We start from the raw sequence: 23,157 nt of genomic DNA, 5'->3' as shown, positions 1-23,157 counted from the left end.
CCCCTGATCTTGTACGTCATCTCGGCGTGCTCGCGCGCATCCAGCTGAACGACGACGAGGTGACGCGGCTCACGAGCCAGCTCGACGCCATCGTCGACAACATCGCGAAGGTGTCGGAGGTCGCGACAGCCGATGTGGCCGCCACGAGCCACCCGATCCCGCTGAGCAACGTCTTCCGTCCCGATGTGGTCGGGCAGGCGCTCACTCACGAGCAGGTGCTGCAGAATGCGCCGGATGCCGCGGACGGCCGTTTCCGTGTGACCGCGATCCTGGGAGAAGAGCAGTGAGCGACATCGTCCGCCTGACGGCAGCAGAGCTGGCGGCGAAGCTCGCTGCGCGCGAGATCTCCAGCGTCGAGGCGACGAAGGCCCACCTCGACCGCATCGCGGCCGTCGACGGCGAGATCCACGCTTTCCTGCACGTGAACGAACGCGCTCTGGATGCCGCGACGGCCGTCGATGCACAGCGCGCCGCCGGTGACGAGCTCGGCCCGATCGCCGGCGTACCTCTGGCCATCAAGGATGTCCTCGTCACGACCGATCAGCCGACGACCAGCGGCTCGCGCATCCTCGAGGGCTACCGGTCGCCCTACGACGCCACGGTCGTCGCCCGCTCGCGCGCAGCGGGCTTGATCCCGCTCGGCAAGACGAACATGGACGAGTTCGCCATGGGGTCCTCCACCGAGCACTCGGCCTATGGCCCGACTCGCAATCCATGGGCCCTCGACCGGATCCCCGGTGGGTCCGGCGGTGGGTCGGCGGCGGCCGTCGCAGCTTTCGAGGCGCCCCTGGCGCTGGGCTCCGACACCGGGGGATCGATTCGTCAGCCGGCGCACGTGACCGGCACCGTCGGGATGAAGCCGACCTACGGCGGCGTCAGCCGCTACGGCGCCATCGCGCTGGCTTCGAGCCTTGACCAGGTGGGCCCGGTGACGCGCACTGTCCTCGACTCCGGTCTCCTGCACGACGTCATCGGTGGGCACGATCCGAAGGACTCCACGTCGCTGCAGGACAGGTGGCCCTCGTTCGCCGACGCCGCTCGCGAGGGTGCGCGTGGCGATGTCCTCAAGGGGCTCAAGGTCGGCGTGATCCGCGAACTCCCCGACAGCGGTTTTCAGCCGGGCGTCGCGGACTCCTTCCGTACGGCGCTCGCACTCATGGAGGCTCAGGGGGCGGAGATCGTCGAGATCGGCGCCCCGCACTTCGAGTACGGTGTGGCCGCGTACTATCTCATCCTTCCCGCCGAGGCCTCCAGCAACCTCGCGAAGTTCGACTCGGTGCGTTTCGGCCTCCGGGTCACGCCTGCCGGCACCCCGACGGTCGAGGACGTGATGTCCGCGACCCGCGACGCCGGATTCGGCGACGAGGTCAAGCGACGCATCATCCTCGGCACCTACGCGCTGTCAGCGGGGTACTACGACGCGTACTACGGCAGTGCCCAGAAGGTCAGGACGCTGATCCAGCAGGACTTCGCGAACGCCTTCGCCGAGGTGGACGTCATCGCGACGCCATCGGCGCCGACCACGGCGTTCAAGATCGGCGAGAAGGTCGACGACCCGCTGCAGATGTATCTGAACGACATCACGACGATTCCGGTGAACCTCGCCGGCGTACCGGGGATCTCGATCCCTTCGGGCCTGGCGGAGGAGGACGGACTGCCCGTCGGCATCCAGTTCATCGCTCCGGCCCGGGAAGACGCGCGCCTGTACCGCGTGGGTGCGGCACTCGAGGCGGTCCTGCTCGATTCCTGGGGTGGCCCGCTCCTCGATCGTGCGCCCGCTCTCGGACAAGCTCAGGGATCGATGGGAGGAACCCGCTGATGGCCGCTGCCGCCAAGCTCATGGACTTCGACAAGGCGCTCGAGCTGTACGAGCCGGTGCTCGGGTTCGAGGTGCACGTCGAGCTCAACACCAACACGAAGATGTTCTCCGACGCGCCCAATCCGGCCAATGAGCTGTATCACGCCGCCGAGCCGAACACGCTGATCGCGCCCGTCGATCTGGGGCTCCCGGGCTCCCTTCCCGTGGTGAACGAGACCGCGATCCGGTCGTCGATCAGTCTGGGTCTCGCGCTGGGATGCTCGATCGCCGAGTCGAGCCGCTTCGCCAGGAAGAACTACTTCTACCCCGATCTCGGCAAGAACTATCAGATCTCTCAGTACGACGAGCCGATCGCGTACGAGGGTTCGGTGGAGGTCGAGCTCGAGGACGGCACGGTGGTGCAGATTCCGATCGAGCGCGCGCACATGGAGGAAGACGCCGGAAAGCTCACCCACATGGGCGGCTCGACCGGGCGCATCCAGGGCGCCGAGTACTCACTGGTCGACTACAACCGCGCCGGCGTTCCCCTCGTCGAGATCGTGACGAAGACGATCTTCGGCACCGAGCACCGCGCACCGGAGGTCGCGAAGGCATACGTCGCCACCATCCGGGACATCGTTCGCAGCCTCGGCATCTCGGAGGCGCGCCTCGAGCGGGGAAACCTGCGCTGCGACGCCAATGTGTCGCTACGACCGCGGGGCGAGACGAAGCTCGGCACGCGGACGGAGACGAAAAACGTCAACTCCATGCGTTCCGTCGAACGCGCGGTCCGCTACGAGATCCAGCGGCAGGCGCAGATCCTCGCCGACGGCGGATCGATCACGCAGGAGACCAGGCACTGGCACGAGGACACCGGCACCACGTCGCCCGGACGGCCGAAGTCGGATGCCGATGACTACCGCTACTTCCCGGAGCCGGATCTGCTGCCGGTTCAGCCTGCTGCTGAGCTGATCGAAGAGCTGCGCGCCGCTCTTCCCGAGCAGCCGGTGGCGCGACGGCGCCGGCTCATGGCCGAGTGGGGCTTCACGGACCTCGAGTTCCAGGATGTGCGCAACGGCGGTCTGCTCGACGAGGTCGAGGCGACCATCGCCGCGGGTGCGGCACCGGCCGCTGCGCGCAAGTGGTGGACCGGCGAGATCTCCCGGCTGGCGAATACGCAGGACAGGGATGCCGCCGGGCTGATCGCCCCGGCGAATGTGGCGGCTCTGCAGCTGCTCATCGATGCCGGCACGCTGACGGACAAGCTCGCCCGTCAGGTGCTCGAGGGTGTCATCGCCGGCGAGGGGACCCCCCAGGAGGTCGTCGACGCACGCGGACTCGCCGTAGTCTCCGACGACGGTGCACTGATCGCCGCCATCGACGAGGCCCTCGCGAACCAGCCCGACGTCATGGCGAAGATCCGCGACGGCAAGGTGCAGGCCGCGGGCGCGGTCATCGGGGCGGTTATGAAGGCGATGAAGGGGCAGGCCGATGCGGCGCGCGTCCGTGAGCTCGTCCTGGCGCGCGCGAGCGAGCCCGAGGCGTAACCGACCCGCGACGCCTCGCCGATGGTCACCGCTGAGGGAGCACCGACGAGCCGGCGATCCGGGCGACAATGGGTGCATGGGTCACGGTGATGGCAGGGGCCGGGTCGTCTCGCCCGAGGGCGCGGACGACACCGGCACCCGCATCCTCCACGTCGACATGGATGCCTTCTATGCCGCAGTGGAGGTGCTCGATGACCCCACGCTTCGAGGGCTGCCGCTGATCATCGGCGCCCCCGATGGGCGGTCGGTGGTCTCCAGTGCGTCGTACGAAGCCCGCCGCTACGGAGTCAGGGCTGCCATGCCCGTCTCGCAGGCGCTGCGGCTGTGCCCGACGGCGCGCATCGTCCCGCCTCACTTCCACCGGTACCAGGAGGTGTCGCGTCAGGTGATGGCGATCTTCGAGTCGATCACACCGCTGGTCGAGCCCCTGTCTGTGGATGAGGCTTTCCTGGACGTGCAGGGCGTCCGTCGGCTGTGGGGGAGTCCCGCGCGGATCGCGCAGATCATCAGGGAACGGGTGCAGGCCGAGGTCGGCATGTCGTGCAGTGTCGGGGTCGCGGCCACCAAGCATGTCGCCAAGATGGCGTCGACGATCGCTAAGCCCGACGGCATGCTCGTGGTGGCGGCATCCGACACGCTGGATTTCCTGGCTCCGCGCCCCGTGCGGGCGATGTGGGGTGTCGGCCCCAAGGCCGCCGAAGCGCTCGAGAGCCGTGGCATCCGCACCATTCGCGACATCCGCGAGTCCTCGGCGGAGATGCTCGACAGGGCCGTCGGTCCCGCACTGGGTGCGCGCTTGGCGCAGCTGGCGCGCGGGGAAGACCCGCGGCACGTCGAAACAGAGCGCGTGGAGAAGAGCGTCGGGCACGAGGAGACCTTCGACCACGACATCGTGGACCGCGAGTTCCTCCGAGCCGAACTGCTGAGGCTCGCCGACCGCGTGGCCGCACGCCTGCGGCGGGCGCAGTGGGAGACGGGCACGATCTCGATCAAGATCCGGTTCGACGACTTCCGCACGCTCAGCCGTTCACAGACGCTGCCCGAGCCCACAGCGGTGGGCCAGCGCATCGGCGAGGCAGCGCAGGGGCTGTTCGACCAGATCGAGCGGCGCGATCCGATCCGACTGGTGGGCGTCCGAGCCGAGAACCTCCGCCCGGCCGGCGCCGGCGGCATCGGCTTGTGGGATGACGACGAGGACTGGCGGCGCGTCGAGGGAGCCGTGGACGATGCGGTGGCCCGATTCGGCAGCGCCACGATCACCAGGGCGCGACACCTCGGTCGCGGCGACGGACGCGGCTCTGCCCTGCACCCGAAAGCTCACGGAATCGATTGATCGATGGCGACTCCCGTGCGTGGGCTAGCGTGGAAACATGCCGAACATCGCGTTGGAACTCGGGAAACAGGCCTCTGCCTTCGGCGTGAAGAGCGCCTACGGCGAACCGCAGGACGTCGACGGAGTGAGCATCACGCCCGTGTCGCTCACCTGGGCAGGCTACGGCGGGGGCTCCGACCAGGAGCGTGACGGCGGCGGCGGGGGCGGCATGTCCATCCCGCTCGGCGTGTATGTCCGACGCGAGGAGGGCCTTCGCTTCGAGCCGAACATCGTCAGCCTTCTCGCCGTCGCGATCCCCCTCGTGTGCGTCACCGGGCGCGCACTGACGCGCATCATCCGTGCACTCAAGAAGTGATGACCCGGTCGCCGCGGCACTGCGGGCCGCGGCGGCGCGGATCGTCGATGATGTGAGATCGATCGCCGCGGCGAACCCGGTCGTCGTGATCGACGGGAGAAGCGGCGCAGGAAAGACATCCCTGGCGCGCTTGCTCGTCGAGCACTGGCCCCTCGCGGGTCGCGTGCAACTGATCGCGCTGGATTCGCTGTACCCGGGGTGGGACGGGCTCGATGCCGGCGTCGACCGCGCGACCGACGGCATCCTCCGGCCGCACGGCCGGGGCCTCATCGGAACGTGGCGGCAGTGGGACTGGGAACACGAGACCGATGCAGAGAGCCACGCCGTCGATCCGGCGCTCGGCGTCATCCTCGAAGGCTGCGGCGTCCTCACTCCGACGACGGCGCCGCTGGCGGACGTCCGCGTCTGGGTGGAGGCGGCGGAACCGGCCCGCAGGTCCCGCGCGCTTCAGCGTGACGGTGAGACCTATCGACCGCACTGGGATCGGTGGGCGGCGCAAGAGCAGCGTCATATCGAACGCGACGACCCACGTTCTCTCGCGACGCGGATCGTCGAGATCCCCTGATTCAGTCCTGTCCCTCTGCGGCCTGGACGAGGACTTCGAGGCGATAGCCGAGCCAGTCGTACATGGCGAAGCGGGGATCGTCCGTGTCGTGCCGATCCTCCTCCGCGATTCCGAGTCGCGACGCGAGCACGAGCCGGAGCGCAGTGAGGGTGCGAAGCCACGAGTCGATGTCGTCGGCGTCTATAACGACCTCGGACGATCGCATTGCTTCCGCCTCGGTCAGAGACTCGGGATCAGCGTCGAACCGGGCGAGCGCGGAGCGAACCACCGCCGCATCCGTCGACCTCCGATCCAAGAGGTCGTTCCTCGTGCTCTCCGCGAAGGCGGCAGAGGCCTGTTCATCGTCGGGGTACGGGGAGGGGGTGAGCCGCAGGATGGCGGGGTCGGTGCTGTCATGGGTGCTTCCGATGAGCTCCTCGAACTCATCGACGAGGCGCCCGAGGTGGATACCCTCGATGCGGGCGAGTCGGAACCGGACGCTGAGCTCAGTCATTGCGGCGCCCTGCGGACAGTGGCCCACAACCCGAAGTCGTGCATGGCCTGAGCGTGCACCTCCATGGTCTCCCGCGGACCTGTGGCGACGATCGCGTGGCCTTCGTGGTGCACGGCGAGCATCAGTGCGGTCGCATGCTCATGGGAGTATCCGAAGTATGTCCGGAAGACGCGCACGACGTAGCTCATGAGGTTGACGGGATCGTTCCAGACGACCACCTGCCATGGTTCGATCGGAGCGGCAGAAAGCTCTGTCGCCTCATCGAGGTCGGGCGTGGCAGGTGGTGCGCTCATGCCCACCCCAGCTCGTGCAGCTGCTCGTCATCGATCCCGTAGAAGTGCGCGATCTCGTGCACGAGCGTCGTGTGCACCTCGTCGCGCAGCTCTTCTTCGCCCTCGCACTGCGCCAGATGAGGCTCGCGGTACACGATGATGCGGTCGGGGAGCTCGCCCATGCCGTACTGGGTGCGTTCGGTGAGCGCCAGTCCGTCGTAGAGACCGAGCAGGTCGAGTCCGCCGTCTTCAGGGCGGTCCTCGACGACGAAGACGACGTTGTCCAGGCCGTCCACCATCTCGTCGGGCAGACGATCGAGCTCGTCGATGACGAGTTCTTCGAAGGTCGTCGCATCCATCTCCATCACGGTCCAGCCTATTGCCGCCGTCGGCGGCTCGCCGATCAGTGCACGAACATCAGCAACGCTGCCACACCGATGAACAGGGCGCCGAACACGGAATTCAGCGTTCGCTGACCGCGTTCGGAGCGGGTGAGGCGACGGAAGGGGCGCGCTGCCGCTGCGAAGAACCCCCACATGACGAAGACGTCGACGACGATCACCGTGCCGACGAGCGCGAGGTACTGGGGGAGCGGTTGCTCGTCGAGACGGATGAACTGCGGGATGAACGCGAGGAAGAACACGATCGCTTTGGGGTTGAGCAGGTTCACCCAGAATCCCCGCCGCATCATCGACCATCGACTCTCAAATGTGATCGGCGCGGTCGGGTCCTCGGCCGGGAGCGCCGGACGTGCGACGATGAGCCGGATGCCGAGATACACCAGGTACGCGGCGCCCGCGTACCGGATCGCGTTGAAGAGGAACTCGGAGCGGGAGACGACCAGGCCGACTCCCGCAGCGACGATCGCGACATGCACGATCAGCGCGAGCTGCTGTCCGATCACCCCCCAGATCGATCGCCGCCACCCCTGGCTCAGCGCGTTCGACATCGTGTTGATCGCGCCGGCACCGGGAGTGAAGCTGATGACGACACAGGCGGTGAGGAGGGAGAGCCACACCGTCAACGACACCTCGACAGTCTAGGTCGCGGCGGTGACCGCCCGTCACGCAGAAGAGGTCCGAACCGGATGGTTCGAACCTCTTCCTGCTGGGGTGAGTAACGGGACTCGAACCCGCGACATCCGGCACCACAAGCCAGCGCTCTACCAGCTGAGCTATACCCACCATGTGCTCACCGGGGCGAGCGACCACACGAGTCTATTACATGTTCGGTGTGAACTCCGACACGGTGCGGGCGGCGAGTTCGCGGGCTTCGTCGCTGGAGGGTCCCGGCTCGGTGACGAAGACCGCTTCACGGTAATAGCGCAGTTCGCGGATCGACTCGAGGATGTCGGCGAGCGCGCGGTGGCCGCCGTCTTTCAGCGGTGCCTGGAAGAAGACACGAGGGTACCAGCGCCGTGCGAGCTCCTTGATGCTGGAGACATCGACGTTGCGATAGTGCAGCCACTGATCGATCTGAGGCATGTATTTCGCGAGGAACATTCGGTCGGTCCCGATCGTGTTCCCGGCGAGTGGCGCTTTCCGCTCCAGCGGAACGAATCGCCTGATGTAGGCGAGTGTCTGCTCCTCGGCTTCGGCGACGGAGACGCCCTGCGGGATCTCGTCGATCAGCCCGGAAGCCTCATGCATCTTCGTGACGAACTCGTTCATGTTGGCCAGTGCCGAGTCGCTGGGCCTGATGACGATCTGGAAACCCGGGTCGATGGGCTGGAGCTCGAAATCGGTGATGACGACGGCGATCTCGACGAGCTCATCGACCTGAAGATCGAGCCCCGTCATCTCGCAGTCGATCCAGACGAGTCGATCGTTCTCGGACGCAGATACCATGACGTCATCCTATCGACGGCGCTGACATCGGCTCGGTCCCCCAGGCACGATTCGAACGTGCGACCGGCGACTTAGAAGATCGATGCTCTTCCGCTGAGCTACTGGGGGTCGACGTCCAGATTAGCGACATTTTCAGTGCCCTTGGTGTCAGACCCGGCGACGCCTGCATCGCGGCGCTGTCGAGCTGAGGCGCGAAGTCGCCGAGCGTACGCGTTCCGCTGCTGACGACAGGCTTCGCAACGGCAGCCGCGCCGGCCCTTCGTGCCGCCACCATGCGGCACCTGCACTCGCTGACTTTCCAGCCGCTCCGGAGATGGCACAGGTGCTCCGGCCGACACGAGATACTTCCGATGTCCGGCCCGACGCGCGGTCCGTCGCCGGTGACAGTTGGCGCAGACGACTTCACACTTCTCGATCTCGGCCGAGATCGTCGCCTACGATCGGGTGGACGCATTGATCGCTCGAGCGATCTCGAACTTCTTCGGCCGCCCCGGTAGATGATCGAAGTCGAGGACCACCGGGTCGCCCTCGCCGCAGTCGGTGCAGGGATGGGTCAGCAGGTAGTCGATCATGCGCGAGAAGTTCTGATGCCGGTGCCAGGCCTGCATCGCTTTCAGACGCTCCCCGGAACTGGGCATCGCTCACGCGTATCGCAGTGTCGCGACGGCGTCGTCGGGTCGCCAGAACTCGCCGACGATGCGGAAGGTGCCCGTGGCCAGGTGCAGCCGTTCGGCCCGGTAGCGAAGACCGAGCGGGTCGGCCACGATACGGAGGTGGCCGAGAACGCGGCCGGCCCTGTCTTGAACGCGCCAGAGGTGGTCGGCCGCTCGGACGAGCACCTCGCGAGAAGAATCGAGGCGCGGCGTGGCATAGGGGACGTCTGGCAGGGACGTCGTCAGGCTTTCGGACATCGGAACTCCTTTCGCATTCGAACATATGAGCGACCACCGACATTCGGTCCTCTGACGGATCGCACCCGGTGGCGACAGCTCCTGCACTGACAGCGACTTCCCTCTGCTGTCCACGGATCGTGGCCTGCGAAGGCTGCGCCCGCTCGGGGGTGCTCCACGCTGGAGCGATCCGGACGTCGGTTCCGGCACTCAAGAGGAGAAGAGCATGTTCAACACCCTGACGATCGTCGGCAATGTCGCCACCGACCCCGTGCTGGGAACGACCGCCGGCGGCGTCGCCGTGACCAACTTCCGCCTTGCCAGTCCGCAGCGGCGGTTCGACTCGGCGACGCAACGGTGGGTCGAATCGGGCACGAACTGGTACTCCGTCGCCGCGTACCGGCGCCTCGCCGAGCACGCGAAGGCGTCGCTGCGCTCGGGCGACAGCGTGATCATCACCGGTCGACTCAAGATCCGCAACTGGGAGAGCAACGGAAAGCACGGCACGAGCATCGATCTCGATGCCGACGTCATCGGCCACGATCTGCGTTGGGGAACGAGCGCCTACGCGCGCGCTGCCCGCGCCACGTCGGAGGACCGGCCGCAGGCGCCCGTCGATGACAGGAATGACGACGCGGGCGCCGAGGTCGACGCCGACGAGGCGATGGCGCTCACCGCGGCGGTGTGGGCGACTGCTGACGAGAACGCCGGCGAGGGAGCCGCGCTCGGGCTCGCCGATGCGGAGACCACTCCGTATTGACGGCCTGCGTTGTGCCCGGCATGCTCAGCCGCAGCTCCCGGCGAGCGCGTGGACGACGTCGAGCCCGGCTCGGTCGGTCGTCGAGGTCGACCCGTAGACTCGGATCGTGCTTCGACGACCGCCCACCTCCGCCGCGCGCTCAGTCGGGTCGGTCGCGCTCGCGGCGACGCTCGCCCTCCTGCTCGCGTCCTGCTCACCGGGACCAGCTCCCTCCGCTCCGCCTTCGGAGGCCACGGGGGTGCCGACGGCGTCGCCCGCTCCGGAGCCGGCGACGATCAAGCCTGACGGCACCGCCGAAGAGAATCTCCCGGTCTTCACCGCTGTCACCGCTCAGGTGTGGGCGTCGGAGCAGCGCGGCTCGGGCCGGGCCTACATCGATGCGCTCGTGGCTGCGGGCTTCGACCGCTCGATGATGCAGGTCACCCAGGACCAGACCACTGTGGGCAATCCGGTGGAGAGCCTGCAGTTCTCGGTGCGGTGGGGCGAGGACAAGTGCCTGGTCGGCCAGGTCGGCCCCTCGACCGGTGAACCGGTCACCGCGGTCATGGATCAGCTCGCCGAGGGGCGCTGCCTGATCGGGGCGACGAGACCGATCGACTGGTGACCCGTCGCGGTACGCGCTGAGGGCCGAGCTGCTGTGACACGAAGACCCAGCGTCTGGCGCGCACTGACCGACGGCAGGCACCGCGAAGGCCGGTAGGCTGGAGTGTCGATCTTCGACGCAGATAGAAGGAGCGGTTTCCGTTGGCTGAGTACATCTACTCCATGGTTCGTGCCCGCAAGGCGGTGGGCGAGAAGCTCATTCTCGACGATGTGACGATGGCGTTCCTCCCCGGCGCGAAGATCGGCATGGTGGGTCCGAACGGTGCCGGTAAGTCGACCATCCTGAAGATCATGGCGGGTCTCGACACGCCGTCCAACGGCGAGGCGAAGCTGTCGCCGGGATTCAGCGTCGGCATCCTGATGCAGGAGCCGGAGCTCGACGAGTCAAAGACGGTGCTCGAGAACATCCAGGAGGGCATCGCGATCAAGGCGAAGCTCGATCGGTTCAACGAGATCTCGGCGCTGATGGCGGATCCCGACGCCGATTTCGATTCACTGCTCGCCGAGATGGGCACTCTTCAGGAGGAGATCGACGCCGCCGACGGCTGGGACCTCGACTCCCAGCTCGACCAGGCCATGGACGCGCTTCGCACTCCTCCGGGCGACGCCGCGATCGCGCCGCTCTCCGGTGGCGAGAAGCGCCGCGTGGCCCTCGCCAAGCTGCTGCTGCAGAAGCCCGACCTGCTTCTTTTGGATGAGCCGACGAACCACCTCGACGCGGAGAGCGTGCTGTGGCTCGAGCAGCACCTGCAGGCGTACAAGGGCGCGGTGATCGCGATCACCCACGACCGGTACTTCCTCGACCACGTGGCCGAGTGGATCGCCGAGGTCGACCGCGGGCGCCTCATCGGCTACGAGGGCAACTATTCGACCTACCTGGAGAAGAAGGGCGAGCGCCTGGAGATCCAGGGCAAGAAGGACGCGAAGCTCGCCAAGCGCCTCAAGGAGGAGCTGGAGTGGGTGCGATCCAGTGCCAAGGGACGTCAGACGAAGTCCAAGGCGCGACTCGCACGCTACGAGGAGATGGCGACCGAGGCGGAGCGGACGCGGAAGCTCGACTTCGAAGAGATCCAGATCCCGGCGGGCCCGCGTCTGGGCAGTGTCGTGATCGAGGCGAAGAACCTGAAGAAGGGGTTCGACGGCCGGTCGCTCATCGACGGCCTCAGCTTCAGCCTTCCGCCGAACGGCATCGTCGGCGTGATCGGCCCCAACGGCGTGGGAAAGACCACCCTGTTCAAGACGATCGTCGGACTCGAGCCGCTCGACGGCGGAGATCTGAAGATCGGTGAGACCGTCAAGATCAGCTACGTCGACCAGTCGCGCTCGAACATCGACCCGAACAAGACGCTGTGGGAGGTCGTGTCCGACGGACTCGACTACATCACGGTCGGCAAGACCGAGATCCCGTCGCGCGCTTATGTGTCGAAATTCGGCTTCAAGGGACCGGACCAGCAGAAGAAGGCCGGTGTGCTCTCCGGCGGTGAGCGGAACCGTCTGAACCTCGCCCTGACGCTCAAGGAGGGCGGGAACCTGCTTCTGCTCGACGAGCCGACGAACGACCTCGACGTCGAGACGCTGAGCTCGCTCGAGAACGCGCTTCTGGAGTTCCCCGGTTGTGCGGTGGTCATCACACACGACCGGTGGTTCCTCGACCGCATCGCGACGCACATCCTCGCGTACGAGGGCACCGATGAGAACCCCGACCAGTGGTACTGGTTCGAGGGGAACTTCGATGCATACGAGGAGAACAAGATCCAGCGACTCGGGGCGGATGCTGCCAAGCCTCACCGCTCGACGCACCGCAAGCTGACGCGTGACTGACGCCGGCGAAGATCAGGTCCGCGCGAGTGGCGTGAGGCTTCACATCCCCATCCACCTGCGCTGGGGCGATCTCGACGCCTTCAACCACGTCAACAACACCTCGATGCTGAAGCTGCTCGAGGAGGCGCGTGTGCGCGCCTTCTGGCGCGCAGGCCCGGGTGAGGAGGCGCCGTCCACCGCGGTGCTCGACTCCGGGATCGACGAGGGGATCCTCACTCTCATAGCCCGGCAGGAGATCGAGTACCTCGCGCCGGTGCCCTATCAGCGGCATCCGCTCGAAGTGCAGATGTGGTTCGGCAAGCTCGGCGGCTCGAGCATCGAGGTCTGCTATGAGGTGTACAACCATCCGGGCGCTGAACCGCGCACGCTGTACGCACGGTCGACGGCGATCATCGTCCTCGTCGACGCGGGATCCGGACGCCCGACCCGTCTCACGGCGGAGATGCGGGAGGCCTGGGAGCCCCACGTCGGGGCGCCGATCGAGTACGCCCACCGCTGACCGTATCGAGTCAGGGCGCGTCCGGCACCCGCACCATGATCTCTTGCGCGACGCTTGCGACGAACGTGCCGTCCTGGCTGTAGATCCGCCCGGTGGCCAGTCCTCGCCCGCCCTTGGCGTTCGGGGACTCCTGGACGTAGAGAAGCCACTCGTCCACCCGAGCCGGACGGTGCCACCACATGGCATGGTCGAGGCTCGCGACCTTCAGCCCCGGTAACGCCCAGTAGACGCCGTGCGCGCGGAGGATCGATTCCTGGATGGTCATGTCGCTGAGGTAGGCGAGCGCTGCCCGGTGCAGCCGCGGGTCATCGGGCAGGGGCGCCCGCATCCGCATCCACACGCCCTGGTGCGGCACGCGGTCGTCGTCGTTGGGGAGATACAGCGGCGACCCGACGTGCCGGATGTCCGCCGCGCGCTCGCTGAGCATCCGCATCGTGCCCTCGGGAAGGCCTGTGACGCGATCCTCGTCCGGGGCCAGGGCGTCGGGGGGCGGCACGTCGGCGGGCATGGGCACGGCGTGCTCGACGCCCGGGCCGTCGTCCTGGAACGAGGCGATCATCGAGAAGATCGGCACCCCGTTCTGATATGCCTGCGAGCGCCGCGTGGAGAACGATCGTCCGTCATGGATGCGGTCCACCGCGATCGTGATGCCCTGCGAGGAATCACCCGGGCGGAGGAAGTACCCGTGCATCGAGTGAACGACCCTGTCCTCGGGGAGGGTGCGCTCAGCGGCGATAAGGGACTGCGCGAGCACCTGGCCGCCGTAGATCCTCCCCGTCGGCATCGGGTGCGAGGAGCCGGTGAAGATGTCCTCCGTGGTGCGCGCTCGCGTGAAGTCGAGGTCGAGCACATCCAAGAGGCGATCGACGGTTCTCCTGGCGTGGGTGTCCTCGGTCATGACTTCCTCTCCGCGACCGCCCGTGCCGCCTCGGTTGGTAGTTTAGATGGCGTGCCGCTTCCTCTCGTTCTCGCCGATGCCGAGACATCCCGAGACGTGCTGACCTTCGTCGGCCGCGCCAATCGCATCTCGGACGAAGGCGTCAGACTCCAGGCTGCGAACGGCGTTCTGGCGCTCAGCGCGGCAGCTCTCTCACCGCATGGATTGTTCGACCAGACACCGACGATCCTCGCGATGCGCATCGTGCACGCTGATCCCGAACTCGAATGCGACATCGTCGTGCAGTCTCTCGGTGAGACCGATGACGCCCGCATGCTCGAGCTTCCTCCGACGGGATTGTCTCCCGCATGGGCGGGTATCGCGCCGCCGCGTGCCGGCTGGGAGGAGACGACGACCCTCCCCGCAGCCGTCATCGCGCAGCGTGCACAGTGGGGCATCGCCGCCGTCGCCCGCGGGGCCACGCCGGGAGCCGGTGAGGAGGCCGTCCGGGCGCTGCGGGCAGCGATCTGGGGAGAACCCGACGAAGCTCTCGCCGGGCTTCCGAGAGGCGTGGCGTTCGCTGCGGACGCCTTCGGCTTCATCTCCGGTGAGGAGGACGTGCGTGTCACCCGCACGAGCAGGTGGACCCGTCTCGCCTTCCGCCGCGGCCACGTGCTGGTCCGGGGGCCCGTCGCGACAGGGCTGACCGCCGTGCGAGGCACGGGTCCCGCTGCATAGCGGCTCCTAGACAGGCCGTCACCGAGCGGCTGCTGCTCGCCCGGCCTGCCGTCCCGAGAAAAGGCACCCGCCGAGGAACGTCCCTTCCAGTGCGCGGTAGCCGTGTACGCCGCCGCCGCCGAACCCGCTGGCCTCGCCGGCAGCATAGAGACCGGGGATCGGTGCGCCGTCGCTGCCGAGCGCACGCCCGTCGAGGTCGGTCTCGATGCCGCCGAGTGATTTCCTCGTCAGCACGTGAAGCTTCACCGCCACGAGAGGCCCGGCCGCAGGATCACGCAGGCGGTGGGGAGCAGCCGTACGGATGAGCTTGTCACCGCGATAGGAGCGCATGGAGCGCAGCATGCCGATCTGGGCGTCCTTGGTGAAGTCGTTGTCGATCTCCCGGTCGCGCGCGATCACCTCGCGGCGAACCCGATCGATGTCGAGCGCCTCACCGCCGGGGTGACGGCGCATCTGCTCGAGCAGGGAATCCAGATCGTCCTCGACGATGAAGTCCTCGCCTTCGTCGAGGAACGACTGGACCGGACCGGTCGGGCCCTTCGCGAGGCGTGACTTCAGCAAGAGTCGCACGTCTCTTCCGGTCAGATCGGGATTCTGTTCGCTGCCCGACAGCGCGAACTCCTTCTCGATGATCTTCCGCGAGGTCACGAACCACGAGTGGTCGTGACCGGTGGTGCGCAGATGCGTGAGTGTTCCGAGGGTGTCGAATCCGGGGAACAGCGGGACGGGCAGGCGGGCACCCGTGGCATCGAGCCAGAGCGACGAAGGGCCGGGAAGGATCCGAATGCCGTGGGCCGGCCACACCGGGTCCCAGTTTGTGATCCCCTCGACGTAGTGCCACATCCGGTCGCCATTGATGAGACGGGCGCCGGCCGCCTCGCTGACGAGCTGCATCGAACCGTCGACATAGGCGGGAACACCGGACAGCATGTGGGCGGGGGGACTCCCGAGGCGCTTCGGCCACGAGGCGCGCACGAGATCGTGATTGCCGCCGATCCCGCCGGACGAGACGACCGTCGCTCCGGCGATGATCTCGAAGTCGCCGACGGGTGTGCGTGAGGACGGAATGCCCCGCGCGCTGCTCGACGGTTCGAGGATGTCACCGCGCGCCCCCGCGACCGCGCCGTCGGCGACGACGAGCTCGGACACACGGTGACGGGGGAGCACCACCAGCCGCCCCTGCGCTTCGGCCTGTCCGACGCGCTCGGCGAACGGGGCGACGATGCCGGGCCCGGTGCCCCAGGTGATGTGGAAGCGCGGCACCGAGTTGCCCGGGCCGATCGCACCGTATCCGCCGCGCTCGGCCCATCCCACCACGGGGAAGAACCCGACCCCGCGCTCCCGCAGCCAGGCACGCTTCTCGCCGGCCGCGAACTGCAGGTACGCCTCGGCCCAGCGACGCGGCCACTCGTCTTCGACGCGGTCGAATCCGGCGTTGCCGAACCAGTCCTGGGTGGCGAGTTCGAGCGAGTCGCGGATGCCGAGGCGGCGCTGTTCGGGGGAGTCGATGAAGAAGAGTCCCCCGAAGGACCACCATGCCTGGCCTCCCAGGTTCGCTCTCGGCTCCTGGTCGACGAGGATGACCTTCCGGCCGGCGTCGAGAGCTTCACCGGCGGCGACGAGCCCCGCCAGACCCCAGCCGATGACGAGGACGTCTGCGGACAGGGGAGCGGGGCGCTGAGTCATGTGTTCTCCGTTGAATCCTGACGTGCTGTCGCCTCGAGTGTTGCACGGCCGTCGGATGCGGGACCGATGCCGGACGGCTCGAATGTGTTCACCATGGCATACGCCGCCCGCTCGAGGTAGTCCCACAGCGTGGATTCGTGGAGCGGCGACAACTTCGCCTCATCGACGGCGGTGCGCATGTGCTTCAGCCAACGATCTCGCGCATCGGGGTCGATGTGGAAGGGCATGTGACGCATCCGCAACCGCGGGTGACCGCGCCGCTCGCCGTAGGTCGTCGGGCCGCCCCAATACTGCCCGAGGAAGAGGGTGAGCCGCTCTTCGGCCGGCCCCAGATCCTCCTCGGGGTACATCGGTTTGAGCACCGGGTCATCCGCCACCTCGCGGTAGAAGACCGCCGCGATCCTCGCGAACGTGTCATGGCCGCCGACCTCGTCGTAGAACGTCACTTCGCGGTGCTCCCGTCGTCGGTGTGCTTCTTGCGGCGCCAGATGCCGCGCTCGGGAACAGCCGGGACGCCGGTGACGGCATTGGGGCGGGTGCGGGGTGGATTGGCACCGCGGACACGGCGGGCGCCGTCCTGTCCCGTCGGCATCACGGCGGCCATGCTCGGGACCGAGATCTCCTTCTCGAGGAGTGCAGTGCGCAGCCGCTTGCGCAGCTCCTGCGCGACGTCGTCCTTCGCGTTGGCGCGCGCCTTGATGACGACACGGACGACAAGCGCCTCGCCGCCGATCGATTCCAGGCCCCACACTTCGGGCTTCTCGACGATGCGGGTCCGCCACTTCGGGTCTTTGGCCAGCCCCTGCGCCGTCTCGAGCATCGTCGCCTCGACGACGTCGAGGTCGGCGTCGACGGGCACCCCGAGGTCGATGATGGCCCGTGCCCAGCCCTGAGACATGTTGCCGATACGGGTCACTTCGCCGTTGCGGACGTACCAGAGGGTGCCGTTGACGTCGCGGACCTGCGTGATCCGGACGCTGACGTACTCGACGACGCCCGTGGCGAGGCCGAGGTCGACGACGTCGCCGATTCCGATCTGGTCCTCGGCGACGATGAAGATGCCGTTGAGGACGTCTTTGACGATGTTCTGCGCGCCGAAACCGAGCCCGGCGCCCACGGCGGCGGTGAGAAGCGTCAGCGAGCCCAGGAGCGTGGGAGAGAGCTGATTGACCACGAGAACCAGGGCGATGACGACGAGCATCACGTTGACGATGTTCTGCAGGATCGAGCCGAGGGTGCGGGTGCGTTGCACGAGTCGCATCTCGGCCAGAGGGGAGCGCTCCAGCGCCTGCGTGTCGTCGACCGCGGCCTTGTTCTTCGCCGTGTCGACGATGCGGTGCACGACTCGCCTGATGACCAGGCGAAGCAGCAACGCGATGACGACGCAGCTGGCCAGGATCGCCACCACGGCGAGAGCCTTGCCGCCGATGACCACTAGCAACGCAAGCAGATCCGTCCACCACTGGGGATCCGTGGGGGGCAGAGGCGGATCGGTGGTTTCGAAGGGGAGAATCATCGAGTCCGATCCTACCGATCGGGCCTCTGCGTGGGCTGGATGCAGCGCGGCAGAGGCCCGATCGACAGGGACTCGCGTCAGCGCTCGGAGTCGCGTGCCTGTGCGGCGAGAGCCCGTTCGACGTCGGCGAGGTTCTCGAGCACCAGACGACGCAGCGCCGGAGCGGCATCCTGATTCGCCGAGAGCCAGGCGCGCGTCGCGTCGCGCAGTTCGATGTTCGCCAGCGCCTTCGGGTACAGACCGGTGATCAGATACTGCGCGATCTGGTACGTGCGGGCCTCCCAGATGGGAAGCAACATGTCGAAGTAGGCGGGCACGAACTCCCCGAGCACGTCCACGCCAGCGGGATGGACGAACCCGAGCGCCGCAGAGCGGACGATTGTGTTCGGTGCGTCATCGCGCTCGATCAGCGATTCCCAGGCGGCGCGCTTGGAAGCGGCATCCGGGAGCGCTGCGCGCGCCTGCGCCGCGAACTCGCCGCCCTTGGCGGTGTTGTCGGCCGCCAGAGCCGCATCGATCGATGCGGCGTCCGTGGCTCCGATCGTGGCAAGGCCGACGAGCAGCTGCCAGCTGAGGTCGGCGTCGATCTCAAGACCGGGGAGAGTCTCCTCGCCGGCGCGCAGGCGACCGATGATGCCGGCGTGCTCGGGAGTGACGAGAGCGTTCGCGAAGGCGGTGACGAACTGCAGCTGACTGTCGCTGCCGGCCTTCGCGTTCTCTGCGAGCGACCAGAGTCCGTCGGCGACCTTCTGGCGCGCGGCGTCCCGGTCGGCCGGAGCGACGTAGAGCTGCGTCGCCGTCAGCAGTTGCGCGAGCGTCGTGCGGACGGTGGTCGATTCGCTCTCGCGGCCGATGTTGCCGAGTACGAGGTCGATGTAGTCCGATGCTGCGCTCTCTGCGTCGCGGGTCTGGTCCCATGCGGCGCCCCAGACGAGTGATCGCGCCAGCGGGTCAGAGATGTCGGCGAGATGCGCGATCGCGGTGGCGAGCGACTTCTCATCCAGCCGGATCTTCGCGTACGCCAGGTCGTTGTCGTTGAGCAGAACGAGATCGGGGCGCTTCAGCCCCTGCAGCTCAGGGACCTCGGTGCGGTCGCCGTCGACATCGACCTCGACGAAGTGCGTGCGGGTGAGCGCGCCGTCCTGCAGCGTGTAGAAGCCGATCCCGAGGCGGTGCGGGCGGATGGTGGGATAGTCGGCCGGCGCGGTCTGCGTCACCGCGAACCGGGTGATCGATCCGTCGGCATCCTCGGTGATGAGCGGTTCGAGGGTGTTGACCCCCGCGGTCTCCAGCCACTTCTTCGACCACGAGCCGAGGTCACGGCCGCTGGTGGCTTCCAGCTCCACGAGCAAGTCGCTGAGCTCGGTGTTTCCCCACGAGTGCTTCTGGAAGTACTGAGACACTCCGGCGAAGAACGCCTCGATGCCCACCCATGCGGCGAGCTGCTTGAGCACGGAGCCGCCCTTGGCATAGGTGATGCCGTCGAAGTTCACCTGCACGTCTTCGAGATCGTTGATCTCGGCGACGATGGGGTGGGTCGAGGGGAGCTGGTCCTGGCGGTACGCCCAGGTCTTCTCCATGGCGTTGAAGGTGGTCCACGCCTCGGTCCATTCCGTGGCTTCAGCCGTGGCGATCGTCGAGGCCCACTCGGCGAACGACTCGTTGAGCCAGAGGTCGTTCCACCACTTCATGGTGACGAGGTCGCCGAACCACATGTGGGCGAGCTCGTGCAGGATCGTGACGACGCGGCGCTCCTTCACGGCATCGGTGACCTTGCTGCGGAACACGTACGACTCGGTGAACGTCACCGCCCCCGCGTTCTCCATGGCACCGGCGTTGAACTCCGGCACGAAGAGCTGGTCGTACTTCGCGAACGGGTAAGGGACGCCGAACCTGGATTCGAAGTACTCGAACCCCTGGCGGGTCTTGTCGAAGATGTAGTCCGCGTCGAGGTGCTGCCAGAGGCTCTTGCGGCCGTACACGCCCAGCGGGATGACCCGACCGGAGGCACTGGTGAGTTCGGAGAACGTCGCTTCGTAGGGCCCGGCGATCAGCGCGGTGATGTAGGACGAGATCCGAGGAGTCGGCTCGAACCCCCACGTCGCCGTCGCGTTGTCGTCATGGACGATCGGTTCGGGCGTCGGCGAGTTGGAGATGACTTTCCACGCGGCGGGAGCGGTGACCGTGAATTGGAACGTCGCTTTGAGATCGGGCTGCTCGAAGACGGCGAAGACGCGGCGGGAGTCCGGAACCTCGAACTGCGAGTAGAGGTAGACCTCGTCGTCGACGGGGTCGACGAAGCGGTGCAGGCCTTCACCGGTGTTGGTGTATTCGCAATCCGCGTCGACGACGAGCACGTTCTCGGCCTGCAGGCCGCTCAGCGCGATGCGGGAGTCGGCGAAGACCTCCTGCGGATCGAGCTGCTCTCCGTTGAGCGAGATCTCGCGCACGTCGCGGGCGATGAGATCGATGAAGCTGAAGCTCTCGGGCGTGGCGGTGAATCGCACGACGCTCCGCGAGCCGAAGACCTCGGCGCCCTTCGTCAGATCGAGTGCGACCTCGTACGACTGCGTGTCGATGACGTCGCGGCGCTCCTGCGCTTCGATGCGGGTGAGGTTCTCTCCAGGCAAAGCTGTACTCCCAGGGGTGAGGGGATGTCACCGCGATCCGGCGCAGTTGGCGCCGACGGCAACCCTGACAGCCTACGCCAGGAGCGGGCCACGACGCGTGATCACGGGATATGCATTGGATGAGATGAAATGATGAGGGAGTGAGTTCGATCGAGTCGAGTGCCGTTCCCTTCGCTTCCGTCGCCGCCGCGACAGGCGAGCCGTACGTGACCACCCCCGTCGCCTACGATGCTCTGCTGCTGGCGGGATTCGGAGGACCCGAGGGGCAGGACGATGTGATCCCGTTCCTTCGCAATGTGACCCGCGGCCGCGGCATCCCGGACGAGCGCCTCGAGGAGGTCGCGCATCATTACCGCCACTTCGGTGGCGTGAGCCCGATCAACGGCCAGAACCGGGCGCTGAAGACTGCCCTGGAGGAGGAGCTCACCGCTCGCGGGCTCGATCTTCCCGTCTACTGGGGCAACCGGAACTGGGCACCGTACCTCGAGGACGCCGTGGCGGCGGCCGCGGCAGACGGACACACCACACTGCTCGCCTTCGCGACCAGCGCTTACAGCTCGTTCTCCAGTTGCCGGCAGTACCGCGAGGACTTCGCGCGCGTGCTGACGGAGACCGGTCATGGCGACACGATCACCATCGACAAGATCCGCCCGTTCTACGACCATCCCGGATTCGTCGACGCATTCCAGAGCGGTGTGCGCGAAGCCATCGAGGGCTTCCTCGCGGACGGCATCCCGGCGGGCGAGGTCCAGGTGCTGTTCTCCACCCACAGCATCCCGACGGACGATGCCGAGCGCTCCGGACCACGCGACGTCGACTGGGGTCCCGGCGGGGCGTATGCCGCGCAGCATGAGGCCGTCGCCGCATGGGCCATGGACCGGGTGACGCGGCTCGTGCCGGCCGCGGCCGACGTCTCCTGGGAACTGGTGTATCAGTCCCGCTCCGGTCCGCCGTCGCAGCCGTGGCTGGAACCAGACGTGTGCGATGTGATCGCCGACCTTCCGTCGCGGGGGCGGAAAGCGGTCGCCGTGGTGCCCGTGGGGTTCATGAGCGACCACATGGAAGTGCTGTGGGATCTCGACACCGAAGCGGCTGAGGCTGCCGAGACCGCCGGCCTGAGTTTCGTGCGCACCCCGACCCCCGGGGTGTCGCCGTCGTTCATCGCCGGGATCGTCGATCTCATCCAGGAGCGACTCGAGGGGCGGGCGCCGGAGGAGCGCAAGCGAGCGACCGGCGTCGGTCCGAGCTTCGATGTGTGCCGACCCGGATGCTGCGAGAACATCCGCGCCGGGTTCAAGCCCGCGGCCGCAGGCGTCGCGCCCTGACCATCGCCGCAGTCCCTACCGGCTTCTAGGATGGTCGCATGCGCATCCATCTCGCCACCGATCACGCAGGACTCGATTTCTCCACGAAGCTGCAGGACCATCTGCGCGAGGCGGGCCACGCGGTCGTCGATCACGGCCCGATCGAGTATGACCCGGTGGACGACTACCCGGCGTTCTGCATCCGCGCAGCCCAGGCCGTCGTCGCCGATCAGCAGGCGGGAGTCGATGCGCTCGGCGTCGTCTTCGGGGGCTCTGGCAACGGTGAGCAGATCGCGGCGAACAAGGTGCACGGCATCCGCGCCGCTCTCGTCTGGAATCTGTCGACGGCGGAACTCGCGCGCGAGCACAACGACGCCAATGTGATCGCGATCGGTGCACGGCAGCACTCGTTCGACGAGGTGACGTCGCTCATCGACCGCTTCATCGAGACACCGTTCTCCGGCGAGGAGCGGCATGTGCGACGCATCCGTCAGATCGCGGAGTTCGAGGCAGATGGTTCGCTCCTGCCGGATCCGAGGGGCTGACGATGCCCGAGGGTCATTCGGTCCACCGGATCGCGCGGCAGTTCGACCGGAACTTCATAGGAAAGCAGCTCCGTGCGACCAGCCCGCAGGGCCGGTTCGCGGAAGGCGCGGCCGTCCTCGACGGCCGAGAAGCCGTGAGCGTCCAGGCCGTCGGCAAGCAGATGTTCCTCGAGGTCGAGGGAGATGTGTGGCTGCGGGTGCATCTCGGTCTCTACGGCGCCTGGGACTTCGCCGGTGAGATCCTCCTCGACCCGACCATCGCCTCCGCCAACGGACGCATGGGTCAGACCAACCAGCGCGGCACCGATCTCGATACGCCGATCCTCGACGACGCGGGGGAGAACTCGCTCTCCTCGATCGGCGCGCCGCGGCGCGCCCGCGTGCACGTCAGGATGTCCGAGCAGACGCAGGGTCTCACGGACGACGGCGAGCAGTGGCCGCCTCCAGTGGTCGGGCAGGTGCGCCTGCGGCTGATGACCGACATCACCGTCGCCGACCTGCGCGGTCCGACCGCGTGCGTACTGCAGACTCCGGAGGAGATGCTCGCCAGTGTCGCGAAGCTCGGACCAGACCCTCTGGTGGGCGATCCGGTGACGAACGAGGCGAGATTCGTCCAGGCGGTGCGGAAGAAGCCGACGGTCATCGCCCTGCTGTTGATGGATCAGTCCGTGGTGAGCGGCATCGGAAACGTGTATCGGGCCGAGATGCTGTTCCGGCAGCGCCTCAACCCGCACACTCCCGGGCGCGACGTGCCCGAAGAGATCGTGCGCGAGCTCTGGCGGGACTGGGTGCGGCTGCTCGCGATCGGCGTCGAGACCGGACAGATGATGACGATGGACGATTTGGACGCCGAGCAGTATCGCGCTGCGATGGCGAGCCGCGACGATCGTCACTGGGTCTATCGTCGGGCGGGCCTTCCGTGCCGGATCTGCGGCACCTCGATCGCGATGGAGGAGATCGGGGCGCGCAAGCTCTACTGGTGCCCGCGCTGCCAGGCCTGAGCATTCATCGGCGAACACGCGGAGTCGTGACTACCGAAACCCGCTGTCTGTGAATATGGTGAGAACGCCATTCGCAC

General features: G+C 67.3%; 26 protein-coding genes and 2 tRNA genes. 14 read left to right on the top strand and 14 right to left on the bottom strand.

Annotated features, from left to right (window positions below; all coding sequences use genetic code 11):
• The 6 genes from gatC to RIN18_RS13945 all read left to right on the top strand — a co-directional run.
• Window positions 1–287, top strand: a 287-nt coding sequence (gene gatC / locus RIN18_RS13970; RefSeq protein ID WP_309104587.1) for an Asp-tRNA(Asn)/Glu-tRNA(Gln) amidotransferase subunit GatC, incomplete at its 5' end; no start/stop codon positions are given.
• Window positions 284–1,819, top strand: coding sequence for an Asp-tRNA(Asn)/Glu-tRNA(Gln) amidotransferase subunit GatA (gene gatA / locus RIN18_RS13965; protein ID WP_309104586.1), 1,536 nt, complete (start codon window positions 284–286; stop codon window positions 1,817–1,819). The genes gatC and gatA, both read left to right, overlap by 4 nt.
• The gene (gene gatB, locus RIN18_RS13960; protein WP_309104585.1) at window positions 1,819–3,345 is read left to right on the top strand and encodes an Asp-tRNA(Asn)/Glu-tRNA(Gln) amidotransferase subunit GatB; all 1,527 of its coding nucleotides are present in this window, start codon (window positions 1,819–1,821) and stop codon (window positions 3,343–3,345) included. The genes gatA and gatB overlap by 1 nt, the downstream gene beginning before the upstream one ends.
• Before the next feature lie 76 nt (window positions 3,346–3,421).
• Complete coding sequence (gene dinB, locus RIN18_RS13955; RefSeq protein ID WP_309104584.1) at window positions 3,422–4,678, top strand: DNA polymerase IV; 1,257 nt, start codon at window positions 3,422–3,424, stop codon at window positions 4,676–4,678.
• A gap of 37 nt (window positions 4,679–4,715) precedes the next feature.
• Window positions 4,716–5,033 carry a hypothetical protein gene (locus RIN18_RS13950; protein ID WP_309104583.1) on the top strand — a complete coding sequence of 106 codons (318 nt, stop codon included), beginning with the start codon at window positions 4,716–4,718 and terminating at the stop codon, window positions 5,031–5,033.
• Window positions 5,017–5,598: a hypothetical protein gene (locus RIN18_RS13945; RefSeq protein WP_309104582.1), complete on the top strand. Its 582-nt coding sequence runs from the start codon at window positions 5,017–5,019 to the stop codon at window positions 5,596–5,598. The genes RIN18_RS13950 and RIN18_RS13945 overlap by 17 nt, the downstream gene beginning before the upstream one ends.
• Window position 5,599: 1 nt before the next feature.
• On the opposite strand, the gene RIN18_RS13940 is transcribed toward RIN18_RS13945, so the two are convergent.
• The 9 genes from RIN18_RS13940 to RIN18_RS13900 form a co-directional block, all read right to left on the bottom strand.
• A complete protein-coding gene (locus tag RIN18_RS13940; protein WP_309104581.1) occupies window positions 5,600–6,091 on the bottom strand; it encodes a DUF2017 family protein in 492 nt (163 codons plus the stop codon).
• The gene (gene clpS / locus RIN18_RS13935; protein WP_309104580.1) at window positions 6,088–6,384 is read right to left on the bottom strand and encodes an ATP-dependent Clp protease adapter ClpS; all 297 of its coding nucleotides are present in this window, start codon (window positions 6,382–6,384) and stop codon (window positions 6,088–6,090) included. The genes RIN18_RS13940 and clpS overlap by 4 nt, the downstream gene beginning before the upstream one ends.
• Window positions 6,381–6,728 carry a metallopeptidase family protein gene (locus tag RIN18_RS13930; protein ID WP_309104589.1) on the bottom strand — a complete coding sequence of 116 codons (348 nt, stop codon included), beginning with the start codon at window positions 6,726–6,728 and terminating at the stop codon, window positions 6,381–6,383. Before RIN18_RS13930 ends, clpS begins: the two co-directional genes overlap by 4 nt.
• Window positions 6,729–6,766: 38 nt before the next feature.
• A complete protein-coding gene (locus RIN18_RS13925; protein WP_309104579.1) occupies window positions 6,767–7,393 on the bottom strand; it encodes a LysE family transporter in 627 nt (208 codons plus the stop codon).
• Window positions 7,394–7,471: 78 nt separating this feature from the next.
• Window positions 7,472–7,547 (bottom strand) — tRNA-His (locus RIN18_RS13920).
• A gap of 36 nt (window positions 7,548–7,583) precedes the next feature.
• Complete coding sequence (gene orn / locus RIN18_RS13915) at window positions 7,584–8,210, bottom strand: oligoribonuclease (protein WP_309104578.1); 627 nt, start codon at window positions 8,208–8,210, stop codon at window positions 7,584–7,586.
• 36 nt (window positions 8,211–8,246) lie between these two features.
• A tRNA-Arg gene (locus RIN18_RS13910) sits at window positions 8,247–8,318 on the bottom strand.
• A 326-nt stretch (window positions 8,319–8,644) separates the two neighbouring features.
• Entirely contained in the window at window positions 8,645–8,848 is a 204-nt protein-coding gene (locus RIN18_RS13905) for a hypothetical protein (protein ID WP_309104577.1), read from the bottom strand.
• 3 nt (window positions 8,849–8,851) lie between these two features.
• Window positions 8,852–9,121, bottom strand: a complete 270-nt coding sequence (locus tag RIN18_RS13900) for a hypothetical protein (RefSeq protein WP_309104576.1) — start codon at window positions 9,119–9,121, stop codon at window positions 8,852–8,854.
• A gap of 205 nt (window positions 9,122–9,326) precedes the next feature.
• Between RIN18_RS13900 and RIN18_RS13895 the strand changes: the two genes are divergently transcribed.
• From RIN18_RS13895 to RIN18_RS13880, 4 genes are all read left to right on the top strand, one after another.
• Entirely contained in the window at window positions 9,327–9,860 is a 534-nt protein-coding gene (locus tag RIN18_RS13895; RefSeq protein WP_309104575.1) for a single-stranded DNA-binding protein, read from the top strand.
• Window positions 9,861–9,966: 106 nt separating this feature from the next.
• The gene (locus tag RIN18_RS13890; RefSeq protein WP_309104574.1) at window positions 9,967–10,464 is read left to right on the top strand and encodes a DUF6993 domain-containing protein; all 498 of its coding nucleotides are present in this window, start codon (window positions 9,967–9,969) and stop codon (window positions 10,462–10,464) included.
• A gap of 140 nt (window positions 10,465–10,604) precedes the next feature.
• Window positions 10,605–12,284: an energy-dependent translational throttle protein EttA gene (gene ettA, locus RIN18_RS13885; RefSeq protein ID WP_309104573.1), complete on the top strand. Its 1,680-nt coding sequence runs from the start codon at window positions 10,605–10,607 to the stop codon at window positions 12,282–12,284.
• A complete protein-coding gene (locus tag RIN18_RS13880; RefSeq protein ID WP_309104572.1) occupies window positions 12,277–12,783 on the top strand; it encodes a thioesterase family protein in 507 nt (168 codons plus the stop codon). The genes ettA and RIN18_RS13880 overlap by 8 nt, the downstream gene beginning before the upstream one ends.
• Window positions 12,784–12,793: 10 nt before the next feature.
• Here RIN18_RS13880 and RIN18_RS13875 read toward each other — a convergent pair whose 3' ends face one another.
• A complete protein-coding gene (locus tag RIN18_RS13875; protein WP_309104571.1) occupies window positions 12,794–13,681 on the bottom strand; it encodes an acyl-CoA thioesterase II in 888 nt (295 codons plus the stop codon).
• Window positions 13,682–13,732: 51 nt separating this feature from the next.
• On the opposite strand from RIN18_RS13875, the gene RIN18_RS13870 reads away from it, so the two are divergent.
• The gene (locus RIN18_RS13870) at window positions 13,733–14,398 is read left to right on the top strand and encodes a hypothetical protein (RefSeq protein ID WP_309104570.1); all 666 of its coding nucleotides are present in this window, start codon (window positions 13,733–13,735) and stop codon (window positions 14,396–14,398) included.
• Between the two features lie 18 nt (window positions 14,399–14,416).
• Here RIN18_RS13870 and RIN18_RS13865 read toward each other — a convergent pair whose 3' ends face one another.
• The 4 genes from RIN18_RS13865 to pepN form a co-directional block, all read right to left on the bottom strand.
• Window positions 14,417–16,084: an FAD-binding dehydrogenase gene (locus RIN18_RS13865; RefSeq protein ID WP_309104569.1), complete on the bottom strand. Its 1,668-nt coding sequence runs from the start codon at window positions 16,082–16,084 to the stop codon at window positions 14,417–14,419.
• On the bottom strand, window positions 16,081–16,530 hold the full coding sequence (locus tag RIN18_RS13860) for a globin (RefSeq protein WP_309104568.1): 450 nt from the start codon (window positions 16,528–16,530) through the stop codon (window positions 16,081–16,083). The genes RIN18_RS13865 and RIN18_RS13860 overlap by 4 nt, the downstream gene beginning before the upstream one ends.
• Window positions 16,527–17,600, bottom strand: coding sequence for a mechanosensitive ion channel domain-containing protein (locus RIN18_RS13855; RefSeq protein WP_309104567.1), 1,074 nt, complete (start codon window positions 17,598–17,600; stop codon window positions 16,527–16,529). Before RIN18_RS13855 ends, RIN18_RS13860 begins: the two co-directional genes overlap by 4 nt.
• Before the next feature lie 77 nt (window positions 17,601–17,677).
• Window positions 17,678–20,230, bottom strand: a complete 2,553-nt coding sequence (gene pepN, locus RIN18_RS13850) for an aminopeptidase N (protein ID WP_309104566.1) — start codon at window positions 20,228–20,230, stop codon at window positions 17,678–17,680.
• A 140-nt stretch (window positions 20,231–20,370) separates the two neighbouring features.
• On the opposite strand from pepN, the gene RIN18_RS13845 reads away from it, so the two are divergent.
• The 3 genes from RIN18_RS13845 to RIN18_RS13835 are packed head-to-tail and all read left to right on the top strand — an operon-like array spanning window position 20,371 to window position 23,080.
• The gene (locus RIN18_RS13845) at window positions 20,371–21,555 is read left to right on the top strand and encodes a ferrochelatase (protein ID WP_309104565.1); all 1,185 of its coding nucleotides are present in this window, start codon (window positions 20,371–20,373) and stop codon (window positions 21,553–21,555) included.
• A gap of 38 nt (window positions 21,556–21,593) precedes the next feature.
• On the top strand, window positions 21,594–22,079 hold the full coding sequence (locus RIN18_RS13840; protein WP_309104564.1) for a ribose-5-phosphate isomerase: 486 nt from the start codon (window positions 21,594–21,596) through the stop codon (window positions 22,077–22,079).
• 2 nt (window positions 22,080–22,081) lie between these two features.
• Window positions 22,082–23,080 carry a DNA-formamidopyrimidine glycosylase family protein gene (locus RIN18_RS13835; protein ID WP_309104563.1) on the top strand — a complete coding sequence of 333 codons (999 nt, stop codon included), beginning with the start codon at window positions 22,082–22,084 and terminating at the stop codon, window positions 23,078–23,080.
• Window positions 23,081–23,157: the final 77 nt, after the last annotated feature.

Source organism: Microbacterium sp. (genome assembly GCF_031179285.1).
Classification (GTDB): domain Bacteria; phylum Actinomycetota; class Actinomycetes; order Actinomycetales; family Microbacteriaceae; genus Microbacterium.
The sequence above is the reverse complement of the archived record's forward strand: the minus strand, read 5'-3'. Positions and strand labels throughout refer to the sequence as shown.

Coding starts and splice junctions, on each gene's coding strand:
- RIN18_RS13875 (WP_309104571.1), bottom strand. CDS start 13,681: ATGACCGAGGACACCCACGCCAGGAGAACCGTCGATCGCCTCTTGGAT.
- gatB (WP_309104585.1), top strand. CDS start 1,819: ATGGCCGCTGCCGCCAAGCTCATGGACTTCGACAAGGCGCTCGAGCTG.
- RIN18_RS13905 (WP_309104577.1), bottom strand. CDS start 8,848: ATGCCCAGTTCCGGGGAGCGTCTGAAAGCGATGCAGGCCTGGCACCGG.
- dinB (WP_309104584.1), top strand. CDS start 3,422: ATGGGTCACGGTGATGGCAGGGGCCGGGTCGTCTCGCCCGAGGGCGCG.
- clpS (WP_309104580.1), bottom strand. CDS start 6,384: ATGAGCGCACCACCTGCCACGCCCGACCTCGATGAGGCGACAGAGCTT.
- orn (WP_309104578.1), bottom strand. CDS start 8,210: ATGGTATCTGCGTCCGAGAACGATCGACTCGTCTGGATCGACTGCGAG.
- RIN18_RS13865 (WP_309104569.1), bottom strand. CDS start 16,084: ATGACTCAGCGCCCCGCTCCCCTGTCCGCAGACGTCCTCGTCATCGGC.
- RIN18_RS13840 (WP_309104564.1), top strand. CDS start 21,594: ATGCGCATCCATCTCGCCACCGATCACGCAGGACTCGATTTCTCCACG.
- RIN18_RS13930 (WP_309104589.1), bottom strand. CDS start 6,728: ATGGAGATGGATGCGACGACCTTCGAAGAACTCGTCATCGACGAGCTC.
- RIN18_RS13895 (WP_309104575.1), top strand. CDS start 9,327: ATGTTCAACACCCTGACGATCGTCGGCAATGTCGCCACCGACCCCGTG.
- RIN18_RS13835 (WP_309104563.1), top strand. CDS start 22,082: ATGCCCGAGGGTCATTCGGTCCACCGGATCGCGCGGCAGTTCGACCGG.
- RIN18_RS13900 (WP_309104576.1), bottom strand. CDS start 9,121: ATGTCCGAAAGCCTGACGACGTCCCTGCCAGACGTCCCCTATGCCACG.
- RIN18_RS13940 (WP_309104581.1), bottom strand. CDS start 6,091: ATGACTGAGCTCAGCGTCCGGTTCCGACTCGCCCGCATCGAGGGTATC.
- RIN18_RS13950 (WP_309104583.1), top strand. CDS start 4,716: ATGCCGAACATCGCGTTGGAACTCGGGAAACAGGCCTCTGCCTTCGGC.
- RIN18_RS13855 (WP_309104567.1), bottom strand. CDS start 17,600: ATGATTCTCCCCTTCGAAACCACCGATCCGCCTCTGCCCCCCACGGAT.